The organism is Caballeronia hypogeia, assembly GCF_001544875.2.
Taxonomy (GTDB): Bacteria; Pseudomonadota; Gammaproteobacteria; order Burkholderiales; family Burkholderiaceae; genus Caballeronia; species Caballeronia hypogeia.
Genome location: NZ_FCOA02000009.1, coordinates 123224 through 142605 on the forward strand (window position 1 = coordinate 123224; position 19382 = coordinate 142605).

Consider the following 19382-nt stretch of genomic DNA (forward strand, 5'->3'; position numbering starts at 1 on the left):
CATGCGTGAGGAAACGCCGGAACAGGCCGCGCCGCTCCGAAGCGGCTACACGACGGGCAGTTGCGCGACCGCGACGAGCCTCGCCGCCGCGCGTCTGCTGCTGCTCGGCGAGACGGCCGAGCGTGCGGAAATCGTGTTGCCGAAGGGGCGTTGCGTGACCATGGCGCTGACGTTCTGCCGCCGTGTTCCCGACGAAACCGATACGGCCGAAGCTGGCGTCATCAAGGACGCCGGCGACGATCCCGACGTGACCCACGGCGCGCTGGTGTTCGCGCGCGTGCGGCTTTCGCCCGTGACGGGCGCGCGCTTTCACGCGGGGCCGGGCGTCGGCACAGTGACGCGCGCGGGACTCGCCCTCGCCATCGGCGAGCCGGCGATCAATCCCGTGCCGCGCCGCATGATGACCGACCATCTCGAAGCGCTGGCCGCGAGCGCGGGTTACAGCGGCGGCTTCGAGGTGAGCATCGGCGTGGAGAACGGCGAGGCGCTCGCCCTCAAGACGATGAATCCGCGCCTCGGCATCCTCGGCGGCTTGTCGATACTCGGCACGACCGGCATCGTCAGGCCGTTTTCATGCTCGGCGTATATCGCGTCGATACATCAGGGAATCGACGTGGCGCGGGCCAATGGGTATCGGCATATCGCCGCTTGCACGGGCAATCAGAGCGAGGACGCCATGCGCGCGCGCTACGGTCTGCCGGACATCGCGCTGATCGAAATGGGCGATTTCGCGGGCGCGGTGCTCAAGCATCTGCGCCGTGCGCCGGTCGAGAGGCTGAGTCTGTGCGGCGGCTTCGGCAAGTTCTCGAAACTCGCCGCGGGGCATATGGATCTGCACAGCCGCAATTCCAGCATCGACCTGCCGCTGCTCGCCGCGTGGGCCGCCGACGCCGGCGCGAGCGACGCGCTGCAGCAGTCGATCCGCGCGGCCAACACGAGTCAGGAAGCGCTCCGGCTGGCGCGCGCGGAAGGCATTGCACTCGGCGACATCGTGTGCCGGCGCGCGCGCGATGTCGCGGCAGACGTGCTGCCGCCGGGCATCGAAGTCGAGACCTTCGCGATCGATCGGCAAGGGAGCATTGTCGGGAGCGCATCATGAAGCGCGTGCTGCTGCTTGGCGGCACCGGCGATGCGCTCGCCATCGCGCGCGGTCTATCCGCCACGCATGTTTACAGTCTCGCGGGCCTCGCTCGCGTGCCGGACGATCTTGCCTGTGCGGTGCGCGTCGGCGGTTTTGGCGGCGTGGACGGGCTGGTCGCGTATCTGGGCGCGGAGCGCATCGGGCTGGTCGTCGACGCGACGCATCCGTATGCCGCGCAGATGAGCCGCCACGCGCGCGAAGCCTGTGCAATTGCGAACGTGCCGCTGTGGGCCGTGCGCCGTCCGGAATGGCAGGCGCAAACCGGCGATGACTGGCGCGAGGCTCGCGACTGGCGCGGCGTCGTCGAGCGGATCGCGGAGTTTCATCGGCCGCTTTTCACGCTCGGGCGCGAACCGCTCGCGCATCTCGACGAGATTCCGGCGTCGCAGCACTGGACGATCCGCTGTCTGGACGCGCATCCCGGCAACGCGCGCGCGACGATCGTCGATGCGCGCGGGCCGTTCACGCCGGAAGGCGAGCGCGCGCTGTTCGACGCCGCGCGCATCGATGTCGTCATCAGCAAGAACAGCGGTGGACGCGCGACGGAGGCGAAGCTGGCCGTCGCGCGCGAGCGCGGAATGCCCGTCGTGATGCTGGCGCGTCCCGAACTTCCCGACGCCGACCGCGCGTTCGACGACGCCTCCAGCGCCCGCGACGCGCTTACCCAACTGAATCACGAAACATGACCGTCTATTTCATCGGCGCCGGACCGGGCGATCCCGAACTCATCACCGTGAAGGGGCAGCGGCTCATTCGTAGCTGTCCCGTGATTCTCTACGCCGGCTCGCTGGTGCCGAAGCAGGTGCTCGAAGGGCATCGGGCGGAACAGGTCGTCGATACGGCCGAACTCGATCTCGACGCCATCGTCGCGCTGTTGCGCGAGGCGCACGGACGCGGGTACGACGTGGCGCGCGTGCACTCCGGCGATCCGTCGCTGTACGGCGCTATCGGCGAGCAGATCCGCAAGCTGGAGGCGCTGGGCATCGATTATGAGATCGTGCCGGGCGTGACGGCGACGGCGGCTTCCGCGGCCGCGCTCAAACGCGAACTGACGCTGCCCGGCATCTCGCAGACCGTGATCCTCACCCGCTACGCGACCAAGACGTCGATGCCCGAAGGCGAAAGCCTCGCCGATCTCGCACGCCATCGCGCGACGCTCGCGATCCATCTCGGCGTGCGCCATATCGAGCGCATCGTCGCCGATCTTGTGCCGCACTACGGCGCGGATTGCCCGGCGGCGGTCGTGTTTCGCGCAAGCTGGCCAGACGAGACGCGCGTGCAAGGGACGCTCGCGGATATCGCGTCGAAGGTGCGGGCGGCGAGCGTCGAGCGCACGGCGATGGTGCTGGTCGGCCGCGTGCTCGACGCACACGGTTTCGCCGATTCGACGCTCTACGCGAAGGACTGATCCCGCCATGCGCGATCTCGACGACGTGTTCGAAGCGCTGGCGAAATCGGCGTTCCGGCGGCGCTTCGCGCTCGGCGTGCGGGAGGGGAAATATCTGCGGGAGAAGGGCGTGGAGACGGTGCTTGCGCAGGCGCGCGAGCTGATCGGCAAGCGCCTCGCGCCCGAGGCGCCGGTCAACGACGGCAAGCAGACGCCGTTTCGCGGACATCCGGTTTTCATCGCCCAGCACGCGACGGCGACGTGCTGCCGCTCGTGCCTCGCCAAATGGCACGGCATCGCGGCGGGCCATGCGCTCGACGAGCCCGAGCGGCGGCAGGTGGTCGCCGCGATCGAGCGCTGGCTGCGCGCGCAACCGTTGCCTGCCGCGGCGTCGGGCGCGCCGGACAATCCGCAGCGCGAGTTGCCTTTTTAGCGCATTCAGCCCGCCTGACCGATGGCCGGATCGGCCGCGATCGTGCCCGCATCGGCCGATTCGAGACGCGCGCGCCGCACCGCCAGAAAAATCAGCGACGCGAAAACCAGCGGACCCGGCCCGATGCCGAAATGGATCGACATCAGATCGGCCATCTGCGGATACATCCACGCGACGACCAGGATGACGCGCTCGCCGCGCAGCCAGCCGTCGCGCAGCGCGCGCGCGGTGATGAGCGCGACCGGCACGCCGAGCCAGACGGCGTCGTAGTTGTAGATATACGGGCTGATCATGAAGGTCGCCGCGACGAGCGCGGTGGCGCGCACTTCGAGTTGCGTCGAGTTGCGCCAGACCCACGCGACGGCGCAGACCGCGAGCGCCGCCTGGCACGCCTGCGCGACATACGCGGGGCCGGCCGCGACGTGCGCCATGCGCAGCGTCGCGAACAGGCTCGCGGTCTGGTCCCACGGCAGCACGCCGGCCGCGATATAGCCGTTGGCGTCGCTCAGGCCGTGCAGAAAGACCGGCACGATGCCGATGCCGAACACCGCGACCGACACGCCGGTGAACAGCAACGCGGTGACGGCGGCGGCGAGGAAGGTCCGCCACATGCCGGCGCACGCGAGCGCGATGGGGAACAGGATCGCGAGATGCGGCTTGATCGACAACAGTCCGATGAACACGCCCGCGAGCACGGGGCGCGCTGGCATCGAAAGCAACGCCGCCAGCACGAGGCTCGCGGTGATGGCCGCGTTCTGGCCTTGCGCGGCGTTCAGCCACAAGCCGGGAAACGCGAGGATCCAGACGAGCATGTGGCGCGCCGGCAGCGCGCGGCGCATCAGCCAGACGAACAGCGCCGAGGACAGCGCCGCGAACAACCCGTACGCCACCCCGCCGGGCATCCACGCGAGCGGGCGCGCGATCAGCAGAAAGTTGGGCGGATAGAACCACGGGCCGGGCATGGGAATGTCCGGCGAAAACTGCGCGGCGATGTGCTTGATCGCCGGCCAGGAATAGGCTTCGAGCGGCGCGCCGGCATCGGTGATGCGCGCGGCGGCCCAGAATGTGAGGAAATCTCCGCCGCCCGGAAAGCCGAACTTTTTCCACGAATGCAGCGCGTTGAACACGACGCCGAAGCACTGCACGGCGAGCAGGAGCGTCGCGCTGTAAGCGCCGATGCGTGAGGCGCGCTGCCACGAGTGACGGGCGGCGCGGGCGAGGGTGGCGGGCTGGGTCGTCATCCGTGCGATATCGGCGGCGGATGACGGAACTTTAGGACCGTTTATTCGCTGCGCTTCACGGCCTGCGACGCGCCCGCGCGCCCCTTCGCCCGCCGCGCCAGCATGTTCAGCCCTTCGACCAGCGCGGAGAACGCCATTGCCGCGTAGATATAGCCCTTCGGCACGTGCGTGCCGAAGCCTTCGGCGACCAGCGTCATGCCGATCACGAGCAGGAAACCGAGCGCCAGCATGACGATCGTCGGATTGCGCTCGATGAAGCGCGACAGCGGCCCGGCCGCGAACAGCATCACGGCCACGGCGGCGATCACCGCGACGAACATGATCGGAATGTGCTCGGTCATGCCGACCGCCGTCACGATGCTGTCGATGGAAAACACGAGGTCGAGCAGCAGAATCTGACCGATGGCCGAGAGCGGCGTCAGGCTGGCGGCCGCCCCGGCGCCGGCGTGCGCGTCGGCGTCGTGCGAGACGTGATGATGGATTTCGGTCGTCGCTTTCCAGACGAGAAATACGCCGCCCGCGATCAGGATCAGGTCGCGCCACGAGAAGCCGTGGCCGAACGCCTCGAAGATCGGCGTCGTGAGCCGAACGATCAGCGCGACCGTGCCGAGCAGCCCGAGGCGCATCACCAGCGCGAGCCCGATGCCGATGCGCTGCGTGCGCTCCCGGTGCGCGACGGGCAGCTTGTTGGTCAGGATCGAAATGAAGATCAGATTGTCGATGCCGAGCACGACCTCCATCACGACGAGCGTTGCGAGGGCGGCCCAGGCGGCCGGATCGGCGAGAAGAGCGGTGAGATAGTCCATGGTCCGAGACAGGCTCCGGCGTAGAGGGCGTGATGTTAGCCCGATCTCTTGAATAAATGTAAGGAACCTGAAAACATCATGGGTGCCCAACGGATGCTTGTCGCGCGGCGCCGCGCATTCGTCAAGTTTGCCGGCGCTTTATGGCAGCCGGGCCACAAATACCGGATTTGAAACGATTATTTGCTCTTATTTCGGTGCTGTGCCGCCGTATTTACGGGTAAACTCCAATGCTTTCGTGCCGCCAGCCGGAAATTGATGCGCGGCCGCCGTCCAACCTCCTGCTCGCCGCAGGATTTCACCGTACGCCGCATGCAGGGAAAATCGCAACGTCTCGTCGAGCTGGACTTCTTTCGGGGACTGGTTCTGCTCATCATCGTCGTCGATCACATCGGCGGCAGCATGCTGTCGCGCTTCACACTGCATGCGTTCGCGCTGAACGACGCGGCCGAAGTCTTCGTGTTCCTCGGCGGCTTTGCCACGGCGACGGCTTACGTCTCGCTCGCGGAACGCCGCTCGGAAAGCGCGGCGCGCGTGCGCTTCTTCAAGCGCGCGTTCGAGCTGTATCGCGCGTTTCTCGTCACCGCCGCGCTGATGCTGGTGGCGTCCTTCCTGCTGCGGCCGTTCTTCGGGCACGCGCCGAATCTCGCGCTTCACGATCTCGACAGCGTGGTGTCGGAGCCGGTGTCGTCGCTCGCGCAGATTCTGACCTTCGAGCGCCAGCCTTATCTTGCCGCCGTGCTGCCGATGTACGCGCTGTTCGCGCTCGCCGTGCCGCTCACGCTGCCGCTCGCGCGCAGCAAGCCGTGGCTGTTGCTGGGCCTGAGCATCGCGCTGTGGGCCTTCGCGCCGCAGATCGGCGAATACATGCCTTCCGTCGATGACAACCTCTGGGACTTCAATCCCGCCGCGTGGCAACTGATGTTCACGCTCGGCGTGCTGGCGCGTTGCCAGCCGGTGTACCAGCGCGTGAGCGCGCACCGCTTCGGCTGGATCGTGAGCGTGGGCGCGGCCGCGCTGATCGCCGGCATGGCGTATTACAAGCTGCTGGTCCTGCCGCCGGTGCTCGACAGCGCGTTCAAGCGCGATCTCGCGGGGCCGCGCATCGTCAACTTCCTCGCGATCGCGTGGCTCGCGGCCAACCTCGCGCGCTACGGCATCGTGAAGCTGGTGGCGCAGCGCCTGCCCTGGGTCGGCGCGCTCGGGCGCGACGGCATGGTTTCTTTCGTCGCGGGCACGGTGATCTCGCTGACCGTCGATTCGATCCTGTTCACGCTGACCGACGGCCTCATCAACGTGCCGGCGGGACTGGCCGCCGATGCCATCGCGATCGGCGCGTTGCTCGCGGTGCCGCGAGTGCATCAGTCGGTCGCGGGCTGGCTCGGCACGCGTCGGCCGCTTCCGGCAGCGGCGCCAGCGACACCGGCTCCCGCGACGGTTCGGGCGAACGACAATCGGGCGCGCGGCATTCGTTGAGCGTTGATCGAAGCGGGCGGTTTCGCCCGCTTTTTTGTGTCTTTGAAAAGCGACTAACGGTCAATTCCGTCGGCAACCATCGGCAAAAATCACCGACAAGGCACGCAGCTTGCACGGGCAAGAACGACTACAACAACATCGGATCTGCTGCCATGCTGAAACTCGCCATTCTCTTCGCGATCATTTCTGTTGTCGCCGGTTTGTTCGGTTTCACGCGCGTGTCGTCGGGCGCGGCGGGCATCGCGAAAATCTGCTTCTTCATCTTCCTGATCCTGTTCGTGATTTTCCTGATCGTGGCGATCTCCGCGGGCTCGCTGGTGCTGTAGCGCTCGCCAGGCAGGGCGCAGCGGCGCGCATCCGCGTGCTTCCTCGAATCGACCCGAGCGCCGCGTCGGTGTTACATTGCCGCGAGGAGACATTCACGCGACGGCGGGGCGGCGCTTGGGCCGAACATCCGGCTGCCGGGAATTCGAAGGAGGAGGCGATGCAGCATGCCATCGGCGCGGCCTTGCAGCCCGCGCAACGCGAGGTCATTCAGCACTCGCACGAGCGCTCGGCCACGTTCGGCCTGTTCGAGACGATGCGGCCGGAGTACGCGGTGCTCTCCGGCACGGAGTTCGCCGTCAGGCTCGATGAAAGCCGCGCGCTGTTCGCGCACGCGCTGCCGGTGATGGAAACGCTGTACGCGCAGATCGCCAACACGCACAGCATGATCGCGCTGACGGACGCGAGCGGCCTCATCCTGCATTCGCTCGGCGACGACGACTTCCTCGCCCGCGCCGAAAAAGTCGCGCTGCGCGCGGGCGCCGTGTGGAGCGAGGAGCATCAGGGCACCAACGCAATCGGCACGACCATCGCCGAGCGCACCGCCGTCACCGTGCATGGCGATCAGCACTATCTGCGCGCCAATCACTTCCTGACCTGCTCCAGCGTGCCGATCCTCGATCCGCACGGCAATCTCTCCGGCGTGCTCGATGTCACCGGTGACCGCCGCGGCTACCACCAGCACACGATGGCGCTCGTGAAGATGTCCGGGCAGATGATCGAGAACCGCCTGATCGCGAGCGCGTTCGGCGACGGACTGCGCATCCGTTTTCATAGCCGGCCCGAGTTTATCGGCACGTTGATGGAGGGCATCGCGGTGTTCGATCTCGACGGGCGTCTGCTCTGCGCCAATCGCAGCGCGCAGTTTCAGCTCGGCCTCGAACTCGGACGTCTGCGTTTGCAGACGCTGGAGGCGCTGTTCGGCGAACGCACCGATGCGCTGATCGCGCGCTCGGGCGATGCGGCCTGCCGGCTCGAACTGCACAGCGGCGTGGTGGTGTTCGCGCAGGTCGATTTTCACGCGCGGGCAGCGTCGAACGTGGCGGTCGCATCGAATGCGCTCGCCGTGCGCGAGGAGGCGGGTTCCGGTCTGACGGAGCTTTGCACTGGCGATGCGCAGATGAACGACATCGTCGCGCGCGTGCGCAAGGTCATCGGCAAGAACATCCCGATTCTGATCGGCGGCGAAACCGGTGCGGGCAAGGAAATGCTCGCGCGCGCGATCCATCGCGATTCGCCGCGCCGCGCGGGGCCGTTCGTCGCGGTGAATTGCGCGTCGCTGCCGGAGACGCTGATCGAATCCGAGTTGTTCGGCTATGCGCAGGGCGCGTTCACCGGCGCGGCGAAACGCGGCGCGATCGGCAAGATCGTGCAGGCGAACGGCGGCACGCTGTTTCTCGATGAAATCGGCGACATGCCGCTCGCGATGCAAAGCCGTCTGCTGCGCGTGCTGCAGGAACGCGTGGTCGAGCCGCTCGGCGCGGCGCGCGCGGTGCCGGTCGACTTCACGCTGATCTGCGCGAGCAATCGCAAGCTGCGCGAGCGCGTCGCGCAAGGGGAGTTTCGCGAGGATCTTTATTACCGCGTCAACGGGCTGACGGTGACCTTGCCGCCGCTCGCGCAACGCACGGATTTGCGCGCGGTCGTCGACAAGATTTTGCGGGCCGAGCGTTTCGCGGGCCGCGTCGTCAGCATCGACGACGAGGTGCTCGCGCTTTTTGCGCGACATCCGTGGCCGGGCAATTTCCGTCAGTTGAGCAACGTGCTGCGCACCGCGTCCGCGATGCTCGACGATCACGACGCCCACATTCGCGTCGAGCATCTGCCGCACGATTTCGTCGATGAACTCTGCGATGCCGTTCAGCCGGAAGACACGCCGCCGCGCGCAGGCGCCGCGAGTCTAGCGGATATCGAGGCGAGCGCGGTCGCGGCCGCGCTGAAGGCGAACGACGGCAATGTCTCCGCGACGGCGCGCGCGCTCGGGATTTCGCGCACGACGCTGTATCGCAAGTTGCGGATCTAGTCTGCGTCCGGAGCGGGCAGCGATTCGCTGTGATCCTTCAGTCCGACGCCGGTGAGTTCTAGCCGGCGTGCCTCGTTCAGTATCCACATCAGCTTGAACGCGGCGGCGCCATAATCGAGCCCTTCGGGCCGCACGTTCGAGATACAGTTGCGTTCGGCGTCGCTGCGGCCCCCGCGCGGCGCGTACGTCACGTAGAGGCCCAGGCTGTCGGGCGAACTGAGTCCCGGCCGCTCGCCGATCATCACGACGACGAGCTTCGCCCGTAAAAGCTCACCGATGCGGTCGCCCAGCGCGACACGCGCCTGCGTCGCGATCACGACCGGACCGACGTTCCAGCCTTCGAGCTTCTCGCGCAGACTCCCGAGCAAGGGCGCGACGTGACGTTGCGCGGCGAAGGCCGACAGTCCATCGGCGGCGACGAACACGAGTTCGCAACCGGCTGCGTGCGTTGAGAGCCGTTCCGCGCTGTCATCGTCGAGCACGCGGCCGAGATCGGGCCGGCGCAGATAGACGTCGCGATCCGGCGCGGCGCTCTTCACTTCGAGCGTGTCGAAGCTCAGAGCGCGAATTTCGTCCCTGAGCGCCGCCGTATCGAGCGGCTGATGCACCGCGTCGCGCGCCTGCGCATGCGCGAGCTCGAACGCGAGCAGGGGCGCGGTCGGCAGGCTGCTGCCCGTACGCCCCAACGCAATGCGTGCGTTCGTGAAGCGCCTGAGCGTGTCCCAGGCGTCGGCGTTGGTCATGATTCGATCCATTCGAGCAAGGGTTGCGTGGGCGCCGCGAGCAACGCGCCGCGCTCGTCGGTGACGCGCATCTTCGCGAGCCACGCTTCGAATTCGGGCGCGCGTTTCAGGTTCAGCGCGCGGCGTACGTAGAGTGCGTCATGAAACGAGGTGCTCTGGTAATTGAGCATGACGTCGTCCGCGCCCGGCACGCCCATGATGAAATTGACGTTCGCCACGCCCAGCAGCGTGAGCAGCGTGTCCATGTCGTCGGAATCGGCTTCGGCGTGGTTCGTGTAGCAGATGTCGCAGCCCATTGGCACGCCGAGCAGCTTGCCGCAGAAGTGATCTTCCAGTCCCGCGCGGATGATCTGCCGTCCGTCGTAGAGATATTCCGGGCCGATGAAACCCACCACCGTGTTCGTCAGCAACGGGCTGAAGCGCCGCGCGACCGCATAGGCGCGCGCCTCGCAGGTCTGCTGGTCGACGCCGTGATGCGCGTTCGCCGACAGCGCGCTGCCTTGACCCGTCTCGAAGTACATGACGTTGTCGCCGACGGTGCCGCGCTTCAGGGACAACGCCGCGTCGCGCGCTTCCTCCAGCATCGCAAGCGACACGCCGAAGCTCGCGTTTGCGCGCTCCGTGCCCGCGACGGACTGAAACACGAGATCGACCGGCGCGCCTTGTTCGATCGCCGCGAGCGTGTTGGTGACGTGCGTGAGGACGCAGGATTGCATCGGCACGTCGTAGCGCTGGCGGAAGTCGTCCATCATCGCGAGCAGGCGGCCGATGGCGGCGGGCGAATCCGACGCCGGATTGATGCCGATGACCGCATCGCCGCAGCCGTAGAGCAGGCCGTCGAGCATCGAGGCGGCGATGCCCTTCGGATCGTCGGTCGGATGATTCGGCTGCAGCCGCACCGACAAATGCCCCGGCAGCCCGATCGTCGTGCGAAAGCGCGTGACCACCGGACGCTTGCGCGCCGCGAGGATCAGATCCTGGTTGCGCATGATCTTGGAGACGGCCGCGGCCATTTCCGGCGTGACGCCCATCGTGATGCGTTCGAGCGCGGCCGTGTCGGTGCTGTCGGCGAGCAGCCATTCGCGGAATTCGCCGACCGTTAGATCCGCGATCGGCGCGAAGGCCTCACGGGAATGCGTGTCGAAGACCAGGCGCGTGACTTCGTCGTGCTCGTAGGGAATCAGCGGTTCGTTCAGAAACGCGCTGAGCGACACCCGCGCGAGCGCCATTTTCGCGGCGACGCGCTCTTCTTCCGTCGCCGCCGCGACGCCCGCGAGTTCGTCGCCGGAGCGGCGCGGACTGGCGCGCGCGAGCAGCGTCTTCAGATCGTCGAAACGGTAGCCGCGTGCGCCGATCGTCTCGTGATAGCTCATCGCCTCTCCTTCGCGCCGGTCGATCGGCACACTTTAACGCTTCTGGCACTTTTGAAAGAAATTCGCGCCGTCCGGGCCGATTTCCGCCCGCATGCGATAATTTTTCATTCGCCCGTCCCCGGACCCGCCCGCAATCCGTGAAAAACCTGCTCGTTACCATCGACCGTCTGTGCGATTTCGACGAAATCGTCGACGTCCGCACACCGCTCGAATTCGCCGAGGACCACATTCCCGGCGCGATCAACGCGCCCGTGCTCAGCAACGAGGAGCGCGTGATCGTCGGCACGATGTACAAGCAGGTCTCGCCGTTCGAGGCGACGCGCGTCGGCGCGGCGATGGTCGCGCGCAACATCGCGCATCATCTCGACACGCTGTTCGCGGACAGGCCGCGCAACTGGCGTCCGCTCGTCTATTGCTGGCGTGGCGGCAAGCGCTCCGGCTCGATGACGACGTGGCTCAACATGATCGGCTGGCAGGCGCGCCAGCTCGACGGCGGCTACAAGGCGTACCGGCGCGACGCGCTCGAACGGCTGGGCGCGCTGCCGCAACGCTTCCGCTACGTCGTGCTGATCGGCCATACGGGCAGCGGCAAGACGCGCCTGCTGAACGCGCTGGATGCGGCCGGCGCGCAGACGCTCGATCTGGAAGGGCTCGCCGCGCATCGCGGATCGTTGCTCGGCGCGTTGCCGGGGCGTCCGCAGCCATCGCAGAAGGCATTCGATTCGGCGCTGGTCGCGACGCTTTCGGGCTTCGATCGGGCGAAACCGGTTTTTGCCGAAGCGGAAGGGCGGCGCATCGGCTCGATCACGCTGCCCGACGCGCTGCTCGACAGTCTGCATGCGGCCTCGTGCCTGGAAGTCGAGGCGCGGCGCGAGGACCGCATCGCGTTTCTGTTGCAGGACTACGCGCATCTGTTCGACGATCCCGCGTTCTTCAAGACGCAGTTGTCGAAGCTCGTCGGGCTGCATAGCCGCGAGCGCGTGGAGCACTGGCATCGTCTGATCGATGAAAACGCGCGCGCCGAACTGTTCGCCGAACTGATCGACCGTCATTACGATCCCGCTTATGGGCGCAGCAGCAAGGCGCTCTACACCGGATTGCCGCACGCGGCGCATGTGCTGTTCCGCCCGAACGACGCCGACAGCCTCGATCAGGCGAAGGCGCTGCTGGCCCAGCTCGCCGAGACCACCCCGGCGCTCGGCTGACCGATTTCAACTCACTCGAAAGAAAAAGATATGACCACGCTTCGACAACCTCGCGTCGCGCTCGGCTGGATGGTGTTTCTGCTGATCGCGGTCGTGGGACTGTTCTACGTGAAATGGTTTCCGTATTACAACCGCGCGTTCGTCGCGGCGAGCCAGCATTCCATCGGCAAATCCATTCTGATGGGCACCGCCGCGAGCGCGCCCGAACCGTCGTGGCAGGCCGCGCTCGATTACGCGATAACCTACGGCAAGGCCATCTGGCAGGCGATGGTGCTGGGTCTTCTGCTCGGTTCCGCCGTGCAGGCGCTGATTCCGCCGCGCTGGGTCGCGCGGGCGCTGGGCGAGCACAATTTCGGCAGCGTCGTGAACGGCGGGCTGATGTCGCTGCCCGGCATGATGTGCACGTGCTGCGCGGCGCCCGTCGTCGCGGGCCTGCGCGCGCGCGAGGCGGCGCCGGGCGCGGCGGTCGCGTTCTGGCTCGGCAATACCGTGCTCAATCCTGCCGCGCTCGTTTTCATGGGCTTCGTGCTCGGCTGGGAATGGACGGGCCTGCGCTTCGTGCTCGGCGTGTTGATGGTATTCGGTCTCGGCTACGCAGTGAACCGCATGGTGACGCCGGCGCAGGCCGCGGCGTCGCGCGCGGCTTTGTCGAAGCTCATCGAGGAAGACGAACCGGGCACCGCGTTTTCGCGCTGGATCAAGATCCTCGGCCGCATGACGTTGAGGCTCGTGCCCGAATACATCGTGCTCGTGCTGCTGCTCGGCGCGGCGCGCGCGTGGCTCTTTCCGCACATCGGGCCGGATATCGGCAACGGCATGCTGTGGATCGCCGCGTTTGCCGTCGCCGGCACGCTGTTCGTCATTCCGACTGCCGGCGAAGTGCCCATCATTCAGGCGATGCTGTCGCTCGGCATGGCGGTGGGCCCCGCCGGCGCGTTGCTGATGACCTTGCCGCCGGTCAGCGTGCCGTCGCTGGCGATGCTCGCGAAGTCGTTTCCGCCGCGCGTGCTCGCGTTCGTTGCCGTGGCGGTGATTCTGTTCGGGATCGCAAGCGGATTGATTGCGGCGGCGTTTTTCTGAACACGTCGTCCGCGCCGGTCGTTCATTCGACACGGCCACTTCTGTCGTGTTTATGGGAGGACCGTGCGCGCTCGGCGGCACGTCAATCGAGATTGTTTCGGTTTCCGATCAGCCTTCGTCACGAGATGGTGAGCGTTGTGACTGGTATGCAACGCCGTCCTCCTGGTATCGACATATTCCGAACCTGTCCCAAGCTCTCCGTCGTGTCTCGCCGAGTATCATCAATAGCCGCTGCGCTCTGTCTTTTAGCGGCAATTATGAAAACGAGAAACTGAGAGACGAAACTGTATGGATGCAAACGCGATTGCGGTTTTGGACATCTTCGAAAAGAAGATGAGGCTCGAGATTCCGATGTTCCAACGGCAATACGTCTGGAATCGAGAGCATCAATGGGAGCCGCTCTGGGAGGATATCTCCCGAAAATTCACTGAGTTCATCGAAGACAGGAAGGACGCTCCCGTCCACTTCCTGGGGGCGATGGTGCTCGATCAGAAACAGACTCAGACCGGACGCGTCGAGCGTCGGAGTGTCATTGACGGGCAACAGCGGCTCACGACGCTTCAGCTTTTCCTGGCCGCGTTTCGGGATTTTTGTCGGGAAGAGGGGCTAGCTGATTTTGCGGACGAGTGCGAGAAATTCACACTCAATACCGGCCGCATGGCTGAGCCGGAAATAGAGCAATTCAAGGTCTGGCCTACGCTTTCCGACAGAAACCAGTTCAGGGACGTTCTTACAGCCGGATCACGCGCGGCCTTGGAAGGACTTCATCCGCTGGTCCGCCGGCCGCGCGCGCGGAAGCCTGATCCGCGTCCCCGCATGGTCGAGGCATATCTGTTTTTTTACGAGCAGTTGGTTGAATTCTTCAAAGGTACGGACAGCGCCCCCGCGCTGGCGGCCGATATTTCTCTCGCCGATCGGCTGGAAGAGTGCTTCGAGGCACTGAAGACGGCGCTCAAGGTCGTAGCGATCGATCTCGAACGCGATGACGACGCCCAGGTGATCTTCGAGACGCTCAACGCAAGAGGGGAGCCGCTATTGCCGGCTGACCTGCTGCGAAATTACATCTTCTTGCGTGCGGCGAGGCAGGGCGAAGCTCAGGAAGAGCTCTACAAGCAATATTGGGCCGAGTTTGATGAAGATTTCTGGCGCGAAGAAGTAACGCAAGGGCGTCTTCGTCGGCCCAGAAGCGACCTTTTTATCCAGCATTTTCTCGCCAGCAAGCAGGCGCGCGATATTCCGATTAAACACCTGTTCGTTGAATACAAGTACTGGATCGACCGCGCGAAACCATTCAATACAGTTCGGGACGAACTTGTGTCGATCGCAAAGCGACGCGACGATTTTCGTCGGATCTCGGTTCCGGACAAATGCAATGTCCTGGGCCGTCTCGCTCGTTTCCTCAGCGTGTTCGACGTGAGCACCGCTTATCCGCCCTTGCTTGCATTGCTTGATGGCGGCGCCAACGACGCGGAGATGGCAAGGATTGCAGAGATTCTGGAAAGCTATCTCCTGCGTCGAGCGATTTGCGGTGCCGAGACAAAGGCATATAACCGCCTGTTCATGGCGTTGACGCGGGCAATCCGGCGTGACGGAGCGAAGGCGGATGTCGTAGCCGAACATCTTGCCGGGTTGCACAGCGCCACGGACGAATGGCCGAGCGATGAAGCATTCGCCCGCGCATGGATGAGCAGAAATGCGTATTCTCAACTGAACAACATGCGCATTACTTACGTGCTCGGGCGCATCAGCAAGACGTACTTGAGTTCGAAGATGGAGGCGCTCAAGTTCGACGGTCCCATCACGGTCGAACACATCATGCCGCAAGGATGGGTGGCACATTGGCCGTTGCAGGATGGATCGAAGGGGATTGAGGACGCATGGTTGCAGGGTGACGGCGAGCCTCGAGCACTTGCCAGCGAGCGACGAGATAGCCTGGTTCAGACCTTCGGCAATCTGACGCTTATCACAGGTAGCCTGAACAGTTCCATCAAGCATGGTCCCTGGCAGGAGAAGCGTCGCGAGATCCTCGCGCATTCCTTGCTGCCCATCAATACTCAGCTGCACCAATACGACGTGTGGGACGAGGATGCAATCGAGACGCGCGGACGTGAGCTTCTCGATCGAGCACTCAAGCTTTGGCCGCGCCGCTAGTTTCGAGGCAGACGGGCTGGCGCGGGCGGCATTGCCGCGCCCGCGTCGGCATCAATGAATCGCCGCTCCCGCCTTGATCAGCAGCTTGAACGGCAGCGCGAGCAGCATCGCGCCGCCGACGCCCGCCATCCACAGCGCGATGAACCAGAACACCTTGCGCGCGCGATCAATGGTAGTGATGTTCGCCATGGCGCACCTTTCCTCTGAATACCCAATAGCCTAGCGTGGTGTAAGCGACGATCACCGGCAGAATCACTGCCGCGCCGACGATCGTGAAGAGCTGGCTCGAACGCGGCGCGGCCGCGTCCCAGATCGACACGCCCGGAAAAATCTCGTGCGGTGAGATGCTCAACACGAGACCCGAGAAGCCCAGAAACACGAAGCCGAGCGCCATCGCGAACGGCCGCTTCTCATGGCGCGATGCAATCGAGCGGCGCATGGCCCACGCGCAACCGGCGACGAGAACCGGCACCGGCAACATCCGATAGAACCACGGCGAATCGAACCAGCGCGAGGCGATGCCCGCATCCTGCAACGGCGTCCAGACGCTGACGACGGCGATCGTCGCGAGCTGCAGAACCGTCAGCGGCCACACCACGCGATACATGCGCCGCTGCAGATCGCCTTCGGTCTTCGCGATCAGCCAGCACGCCCCGAGGAGCGCATAGGTGACGACCAGCGCGCCGCCCGTGAAGATCGAGAACGGCGTGAACCAGCCGAAGGCATCGCCGGAAAAGCGGCCATCGGCGACGGGAATGCCGTCGAGAAACGCGCCCAGCGCCACGCCCTGGAAGAACGTCGCGCCCGTCGATCCGCCAATGAACGCGAGGTCCCACATATGCTTCGTGCGCTGCGCCTTCGCGCGGATCTCGAACGACACGCCGCGGAAGATCAGGCACACGAGCATCAGCACGAGCGGCAGATAGAGCGCGGACAGCACGGTCGAATAGACCATCGGGAACGCGGCGAACAGGCCCGCGCCGCCGAGCACGAGCCAGGTTTCGTTGCCGTCCCACACGGGCGCGACGGTGTTCATCATCACGTCGCGATCGTGCTGATCGGGAAAGAACGGAAAGAGAATGCCGATGCCGAGATCGAAGCCGTCGAGCACGACGTAGAGGAACAGGCCCAGCGCGATGATCGCGGCCCAGGCGAGCGTGAGATCCATATTCTTATGCTCCTTCGATGGACTGATGCGGAAGACTCAGCGGGCGACGCGCGCTGCCGTCGTGCGATGTCGGTTCGTGCGTATGGGCGCCCGGCAATGCGGGACCATGACGCAGAAGCTTCAGCAGGTAGTAGATGCCAGTGCCGAACACGATCGTGTAGACGATCACGAAGGCCAAGAGCGAAACGCCGACCTGCTGCGCGGTGACGGGCGACACGGCGTCGGCCGTGCGCATGACGCCGTACACGACCCACGGCTGACGGCCCGCTTCGGTCGTCACCCAGCCCGCGAGCAGCGTGATGAAGCCGGTCGGGCCCATCGCGAGCGCGAAGCGGTGGAACCAGCGCGCATCGAACAGCCTGCGTTTGCGATGCAGCCACCATGCGGCGAAGGACATCAGGATCATCAGCACGCCGAGGCCGGCCATCACGCGGAAGCTCCAGAACACGAGCGTCGAGTTCGGGCGGTCTTCCTTCGGAAATTCCTTGAGGCCGCGAATCTCGCCGTCCCAGCTATGCGTGAGGATCAGGCTGCCGAGATGCGGAATCGACACGGCGTACTTCGTGGTTTCGGCTTCCATGTCGGGAATGCCGAAGAGATTGAGCGCGGTGCCGCCTTTCTCGGTGTCCCAGATGCCTTCGATCGCCGCGATCTTCGCCGGCTGATGTTCGCGCGTGTTGAGACCGTGCGCGTCGCCGACGAGCGCCTGGATCGGCGTCAGGGCGAGCAGCAGCCAGAGCGACATCGAGAACATCTTGCGGATGGCCGGATCGCGCCGGCCTTTCAGCAGATGCCACGCGCCGGTCGCGGCCACCACCAGCGCCGCGACGATGAACGCAGCGATCGCCATGTGCGCGAGCCGGTACGGAAACGACGGGTTGAAGATGATCGCGAACCAGTCGACCGGCACGACATGATCGCCTTCGATTCGAAAGCCCTGCGGCGTCTGCATCCAGCTATTCGACGCGAGAATCCAGAACGTCGAGATGAGCGTGCCGATGGCGACCATCAGCGTCGCGCCGAAGTGCGCCTTCGGACCGACCTTGTTCCAGCCGAACAGCATGATGCCGAGGAAGCCCGCCTCCAGGAAGAACGCGGTCATCACTTCGTACGTGAGAAGGGGACCAGTGACCGGACCGGCGAAGCTCGAAAAGCCGCCCCAATTGGTGCCGAATTCGTAGGCCATGACGACGCCCGACACGACGCCCATGCCGAACGCGACGGCGAAGACCTTCGACCAGAAAAGACAGAGTTCCTTGTAGACCGGCTTGCCGGTTTTGAGCCAGGCGCCTTCGAGCACCGCGATGAAGCTCGCGAGTCCGATGGAAAGCGCCGGAAAGATGATGTGAAACGAAACGGTGAACGCGAACTGGATTCGCGCCAGATCGAGTGCTTCGGGAGTCGAATGCATGATGACTTTGTGCCTTGAAATTCACGCGCGCCCCGGTTTGCGAGGCGTATGTGTCCTGTGCCGGATCAGACGTGTGACGGGCCGGAGCTTAGCGCCATTTCGAGAAAGTGTTGCGCTGCGTCAGTGATCCTGCGTTGCGCGTATATGCCGCAGTTTCAAGCGCTTAAGGTCGCTATCGGGTTGATTTTCCGGCTATTTCGAGATGGCTTTATAGTGCGGTGCGGCAAGTCGGCGCAGGCGTGTTCGCGACAATCGACCGCACTGTTTCGAGCTGCGCGAAAGATCATTCCACAAGGAAAATTTACGTGGCTCCGGCACGGGTTGTGCGATTCGCACGGGTACCATAATGGCTTTTGAACGCGCGCACCGCGCGAGCAGCAAGGAGAAGGATCATGCGCCTAGACGACCAGCAAGAAAGCCAGAATGTGGAAGACCGGCGCGGCGGTGGAGGCGGCTTTCGCGTCGGCGGCGGATCGATTGGTATCGGCACGATCATCGTGGCGCTGGCGGCTTCGTATTTCTTCGGCATCAATCCGATGACGATCATCAACGGCGCACAGGTTCTGCAAGGCAACGCACCGCCGCAGCAGCAGGCCGCACCCCGTAACCAGCCGCCCGCCAACGACCCTGGCGCCGTGTTCGTGCGGCGCGTGCTCGGCAACACGGAGCAGACCTGGCAACACATCTTCCGCGCGCAGTTCAATCAGGACTATCCAGCGCCCCGGCTCGTGATGTTCACGGGCGCCACGCAGACCGCTTGCGGCACGGGGCAGACGGCCATGGGCCCGTTCTACTGCCCGAGCGACCGCAAGGTTTATATCGATCTGTCGTTCTATCGTGAATTGCGCGACCGCTTCGGTGCGGGCGGCGATTTCGCGCAGGCTTATGTGATCGCGCACGAAGTCGGGCATCACGTGCAGAACGTGCTCGGCATCATGGACAAGGTGAATAGCGCGCGCTCGCGCATGTCGAAGGAGCAGGCGAACGCGCTGTCGGTGCGCGTCGAGTTGCAGGCGGACTGCTTCGCTGGCGTCTGGGCCGCCGTGGCGCAGCGCGAGAACGCGAAGCTGATCGAACCGGGCGATTTCGAGCAGGGCCTGAACGCCGCGGCCGCGATCGGCGACGATCGTCTGCAGCAGCAATCGCAAGGCCGAGTTGTGCCCGAAGCATTCACGCACGGCACGAGCGCGCAGCGCCAGCGCTGGCTGCGTCGCGGCCTGTCGTCGGGCGACGTCGCCCAATGCGATACCTTCTCGTCACGTTCGCTGTAAAGCGCGGCATTCGATAGCGCGTTCTGCAGCGTAGTGCTCCGACGGTCTATCCTGAAACCTTTGCAGCGCGCGTTTCGGAGCGTGGATTACAAACGCTGACAGTGCGTCTGTCCCAAATTCATTAGAATCGCTAGTTTTTCCGGAACGCGACT

Annotated in this window: 18 protein-coding genes; 11 read left to right on the forward strand and 7 right to left on the reverse strand. The window is 65.0% G+C overall.

What is annotated here, in order from left to right:
• Position 1 precedes the first annotated feature (1 nt).
• The 4 genes from AWB79_RS15920 to AWB79_RS15935 are packed head-to-tail and all read left to right on the forward strand — an operon-like array spanning position 2 to position 2961.
• Positions 2-1099: a cobalt-precorrin-5B (C(1))-methyltransferase gene (locus tag AWB79_RS15920; protein WP_061168372.1), complete on the forward strand. Its 1098-nt coding sequence runs from the start codon at positions 2-4 to the stop codon at positions 1097-1099.
• Positions 1093-1827 carry a cobalt-precorrin-6A reductase gene (locus AWB79_RS15925; RefSeq protein WP_198399043.1) on the forward strand — a complete coding sequence of 245 codons (735 nt, stop codon included), beginning with the start codon at positions 1093-1095 and terminating at the stop codon, positions 1825-1827. Before AWB79_RS15920 ends, AWB79_RS15925 begins: the two co-directional genes overlap by 7 nt.
• On the forward strand, positions 1824-2549 hold the full coding sequence (cobM, locus tag AWB79_RS15930) for a precorrin-4 C(11)-methyltransferase (RefSeq protein WP_061168374.1): 726 nt from the start codon (positions 1824-1826) through the stop codon (positions 2547-2549). Before AWB79_RS15925 ends, cobM begins: the two co-directional genes overlap by 4 nt.
• 7 nt (positions 2550-2556) lie before the next feature.
• Positions 2557-2961 carry a DUF4186 domain-containing protein gene (locus tag AWB79_RS15935; protein WP_061168375.1) on the forward strand — a complete coding sequence of 135 codons (405 nt, stop codon included), beginning with the start codon at positions 2557-2559 and terminating at the stop codon, positions 2959-2961.
• Positions 2962-2966: 5 nt separating this feature from the next.
• On the opposite strand, the gene AWB79_RS15940 is transcribed toward AWB79_RS15935, so the two are convergent.
• Positions 2967-4202 (reverse strand): glycosyltransferase family 87 protein, encoded by a 1236-nt coding sequence (locus AWB79_RS15940; RefSeq protein ID WP_061168376.1) that lies wholly within the window; start codon positions 4200-4202, stop codon positions 2967-2969.
• 41 nt (positions 4203-4243) lie between these two features.
• On the reverse strand, positions 4244-5008 hold the full coding sequence (locus AWB79_RS15945) for a TerC family protein (RefSeq protein WP_061168377.1): 765 nt from the start codon (positions 5006-5008) through the stop codon (positions 4244-4246).
• Positions 5009-5317: 309 nt separating this feature from the next.
• On the opposite strand from AWB79_RS15945, the gene AWB79_RS15950 reads away from it, so the two are divergent.
• The 3 genes from AWB79_RS15950 to AWB79_RS15955 all read left to right on the forward strand — a co-directional run bounded on the left by AWB79_RS15950 (position 5318) and on the right by AWB79_RS15955 (position 8828).
• On the forward strand, positions 5318-6481 hold the full coding sequence (locus tag AWB79_RS15950; RefSeq protein ID WP_061168378.1) for an OpgC domain-containing protein: 1164 nt from the start codon (positions 5318-5320) through the stop codon (positions 6479-6481).
• A gap of 152 nt (positions 6482-6633) precedes the next feature.
• Positions 6634-6807 (forward strand): DUF1328 domain-containing protein, encoded by a 174-nt coding sequence (locus AWB79_RS37995; RefSeq protein WP_064506628.1) that lies wholly within the window; start codon positions 6634-6636, stop codon positions 6805-6807.
• A gap of 158 nt (positions 6808-6965) precedes the next feature.
• Positions 6966-8828 carry a sigma-54-dependent Fis family transcriptional regulator gene (locus AWB79_RS15955; RefSeq protein ID WP_061168379.1) on the forward strand — a complete coding sequence of 621 codons (1863 nt, stop codon included), beginning with the start codon at positions 6966-6968 and terminating at the stop codon, positions 8826-8828.
• Here AWB79_RS15955 and eutC read toward each other — a convergent pair.
• On the reverse strand, positions 8825-9571 hold the full coding sequence (eutC, locus tag AWB79_RS15960; RefSeq protein WP_061168380.1) for an ethanolamine ammonia-lyase subunit EutC: 747 nt from the start codon (positions 9569-9571) through the stop codon (positions 8825-8827). The two genes, AWB79_RS15955 and eutC, sit on opposite strands and share 4 nt — an antisense overlap.
• The gene (locus tag AWB79_RS15965; RefSeq protein WP_061168481.1) at positions 9568-10944 is read right to left on the reverse strand and encodes an ethanolamine ammonia-lyase subunit EutB; all 1377 of its coding nucleotides are present in this window, start codon (positions 10942-10944) and stop codon (positions 9568-9570) included. The genes eutC and AWB79_RS15965 overlap by 4 nt, the downstream gene beginning before the upstream one ends.
• A 137-nt stretch (positions 10945-11081) precedes the next feature.
• On the opposite strand from AWB79_RS15965, the gene mnmH reads away from it, so the two are divergent.
• The 3 genes from mnmH (at position 11082) to AWB79_RS15980 (ending at position 15380) form a co-directional block, all read left to right on the forward strand.
• Positions 11082-12149, forward strand: a complete 1068-nt coding sequence (gene mnmH, locus AWB79_RS15970; protein WP_061168381.1) for a tRNA 2-selenouridine(34) synthase MnmH — start codon at positions 11082-11084, stop codon at positions 12147-12149.
• A gap of 30 nt (positions 12150-12179) precedes the next feature.
• A complete protein-coding gene (locus AWB79_RS15975; RefSeq protein ID WP_061168382.1) occupies positions 12180-13229 on the forward strand; it encodes a permease in 1050 nt (349 codons plus the stop codon).
• Positions 13230-13517: 288 nt separating this feature from the next.
• A complete protein-coding gene (locus AWB79_RS15980) occupies positions 13518-15380 on the forward strand; it encodes a DUF262 domain-containing protein (RefSeq protein WP_061168383.1) in 1863 nt (620 codons plus the stop codon).
• 51 nt (positions 15381-15431) lie between these two features.
• Here AWB79_RS15980 and AWB79_RS40090 read toward each other — a convergent pair whose 3' ends face one another.
• Genes AWB79_RS40090 through AWB79_RS15990 form a run of 3 tightly spaced genes read right to left on the reverse strand, consistent with a single transcriptional unit; the run spans position 15432 to position 17959 of the window.
• On the reverse strand, positions 15432-15569 hold the full coding sequence (locus tag AWB79_RS40090; protein ID WP_198399037.1) for a hypothetical protein: 138 nt from the start codon (positions 15567-15569) through the stop codon (positions 15432-15434).
• Positions 15547-16548 (reverse strand): cytochrome d ubiquinol oxidase subunit II, encoded by a 1002-nt coding sequence (cydB, locus tag AWB79_RS15985; protein WP_061168384.1) that lies wholly within the window; start codon positions 16546-16548, stop codon positions 15547-15549. Before cydB ends, AWB79_RS40090 begins: the two co-directional genes overlap by 23 nt.
• A gap of 4 nt (positions 16549-16552) precedes the next feature.
• A complete protein-coding gene (locus tag AWB79_RS15990; RefSeq protein ID WP_061168385.1) occupies positions 16553-17959 on the reverse strand; it encodes a cytochrome ubiquinol oxidase subunit I in 1407 nt (468 codons plus the stop codon).
• A gap of 392 nt (positions 17960-18351) precedes the next feature.
• Here AWB79_RS15990 and ypfJ point away from each other — a divergent pair, with 392 nt between their 5' ends.
• A complete protein-coding gene (gene ypfJ / locus AWB79_RS15995; protein ID WP_061168386.1) occupies positions 18352-19230 on the forward strand; it encodes a KPN_02809 family neutral zinc metallopeptidase in 879 nt (292 codons plus the stop codon).
• Positions 19231-19382 lie beyond the last annotated feature (152 nt).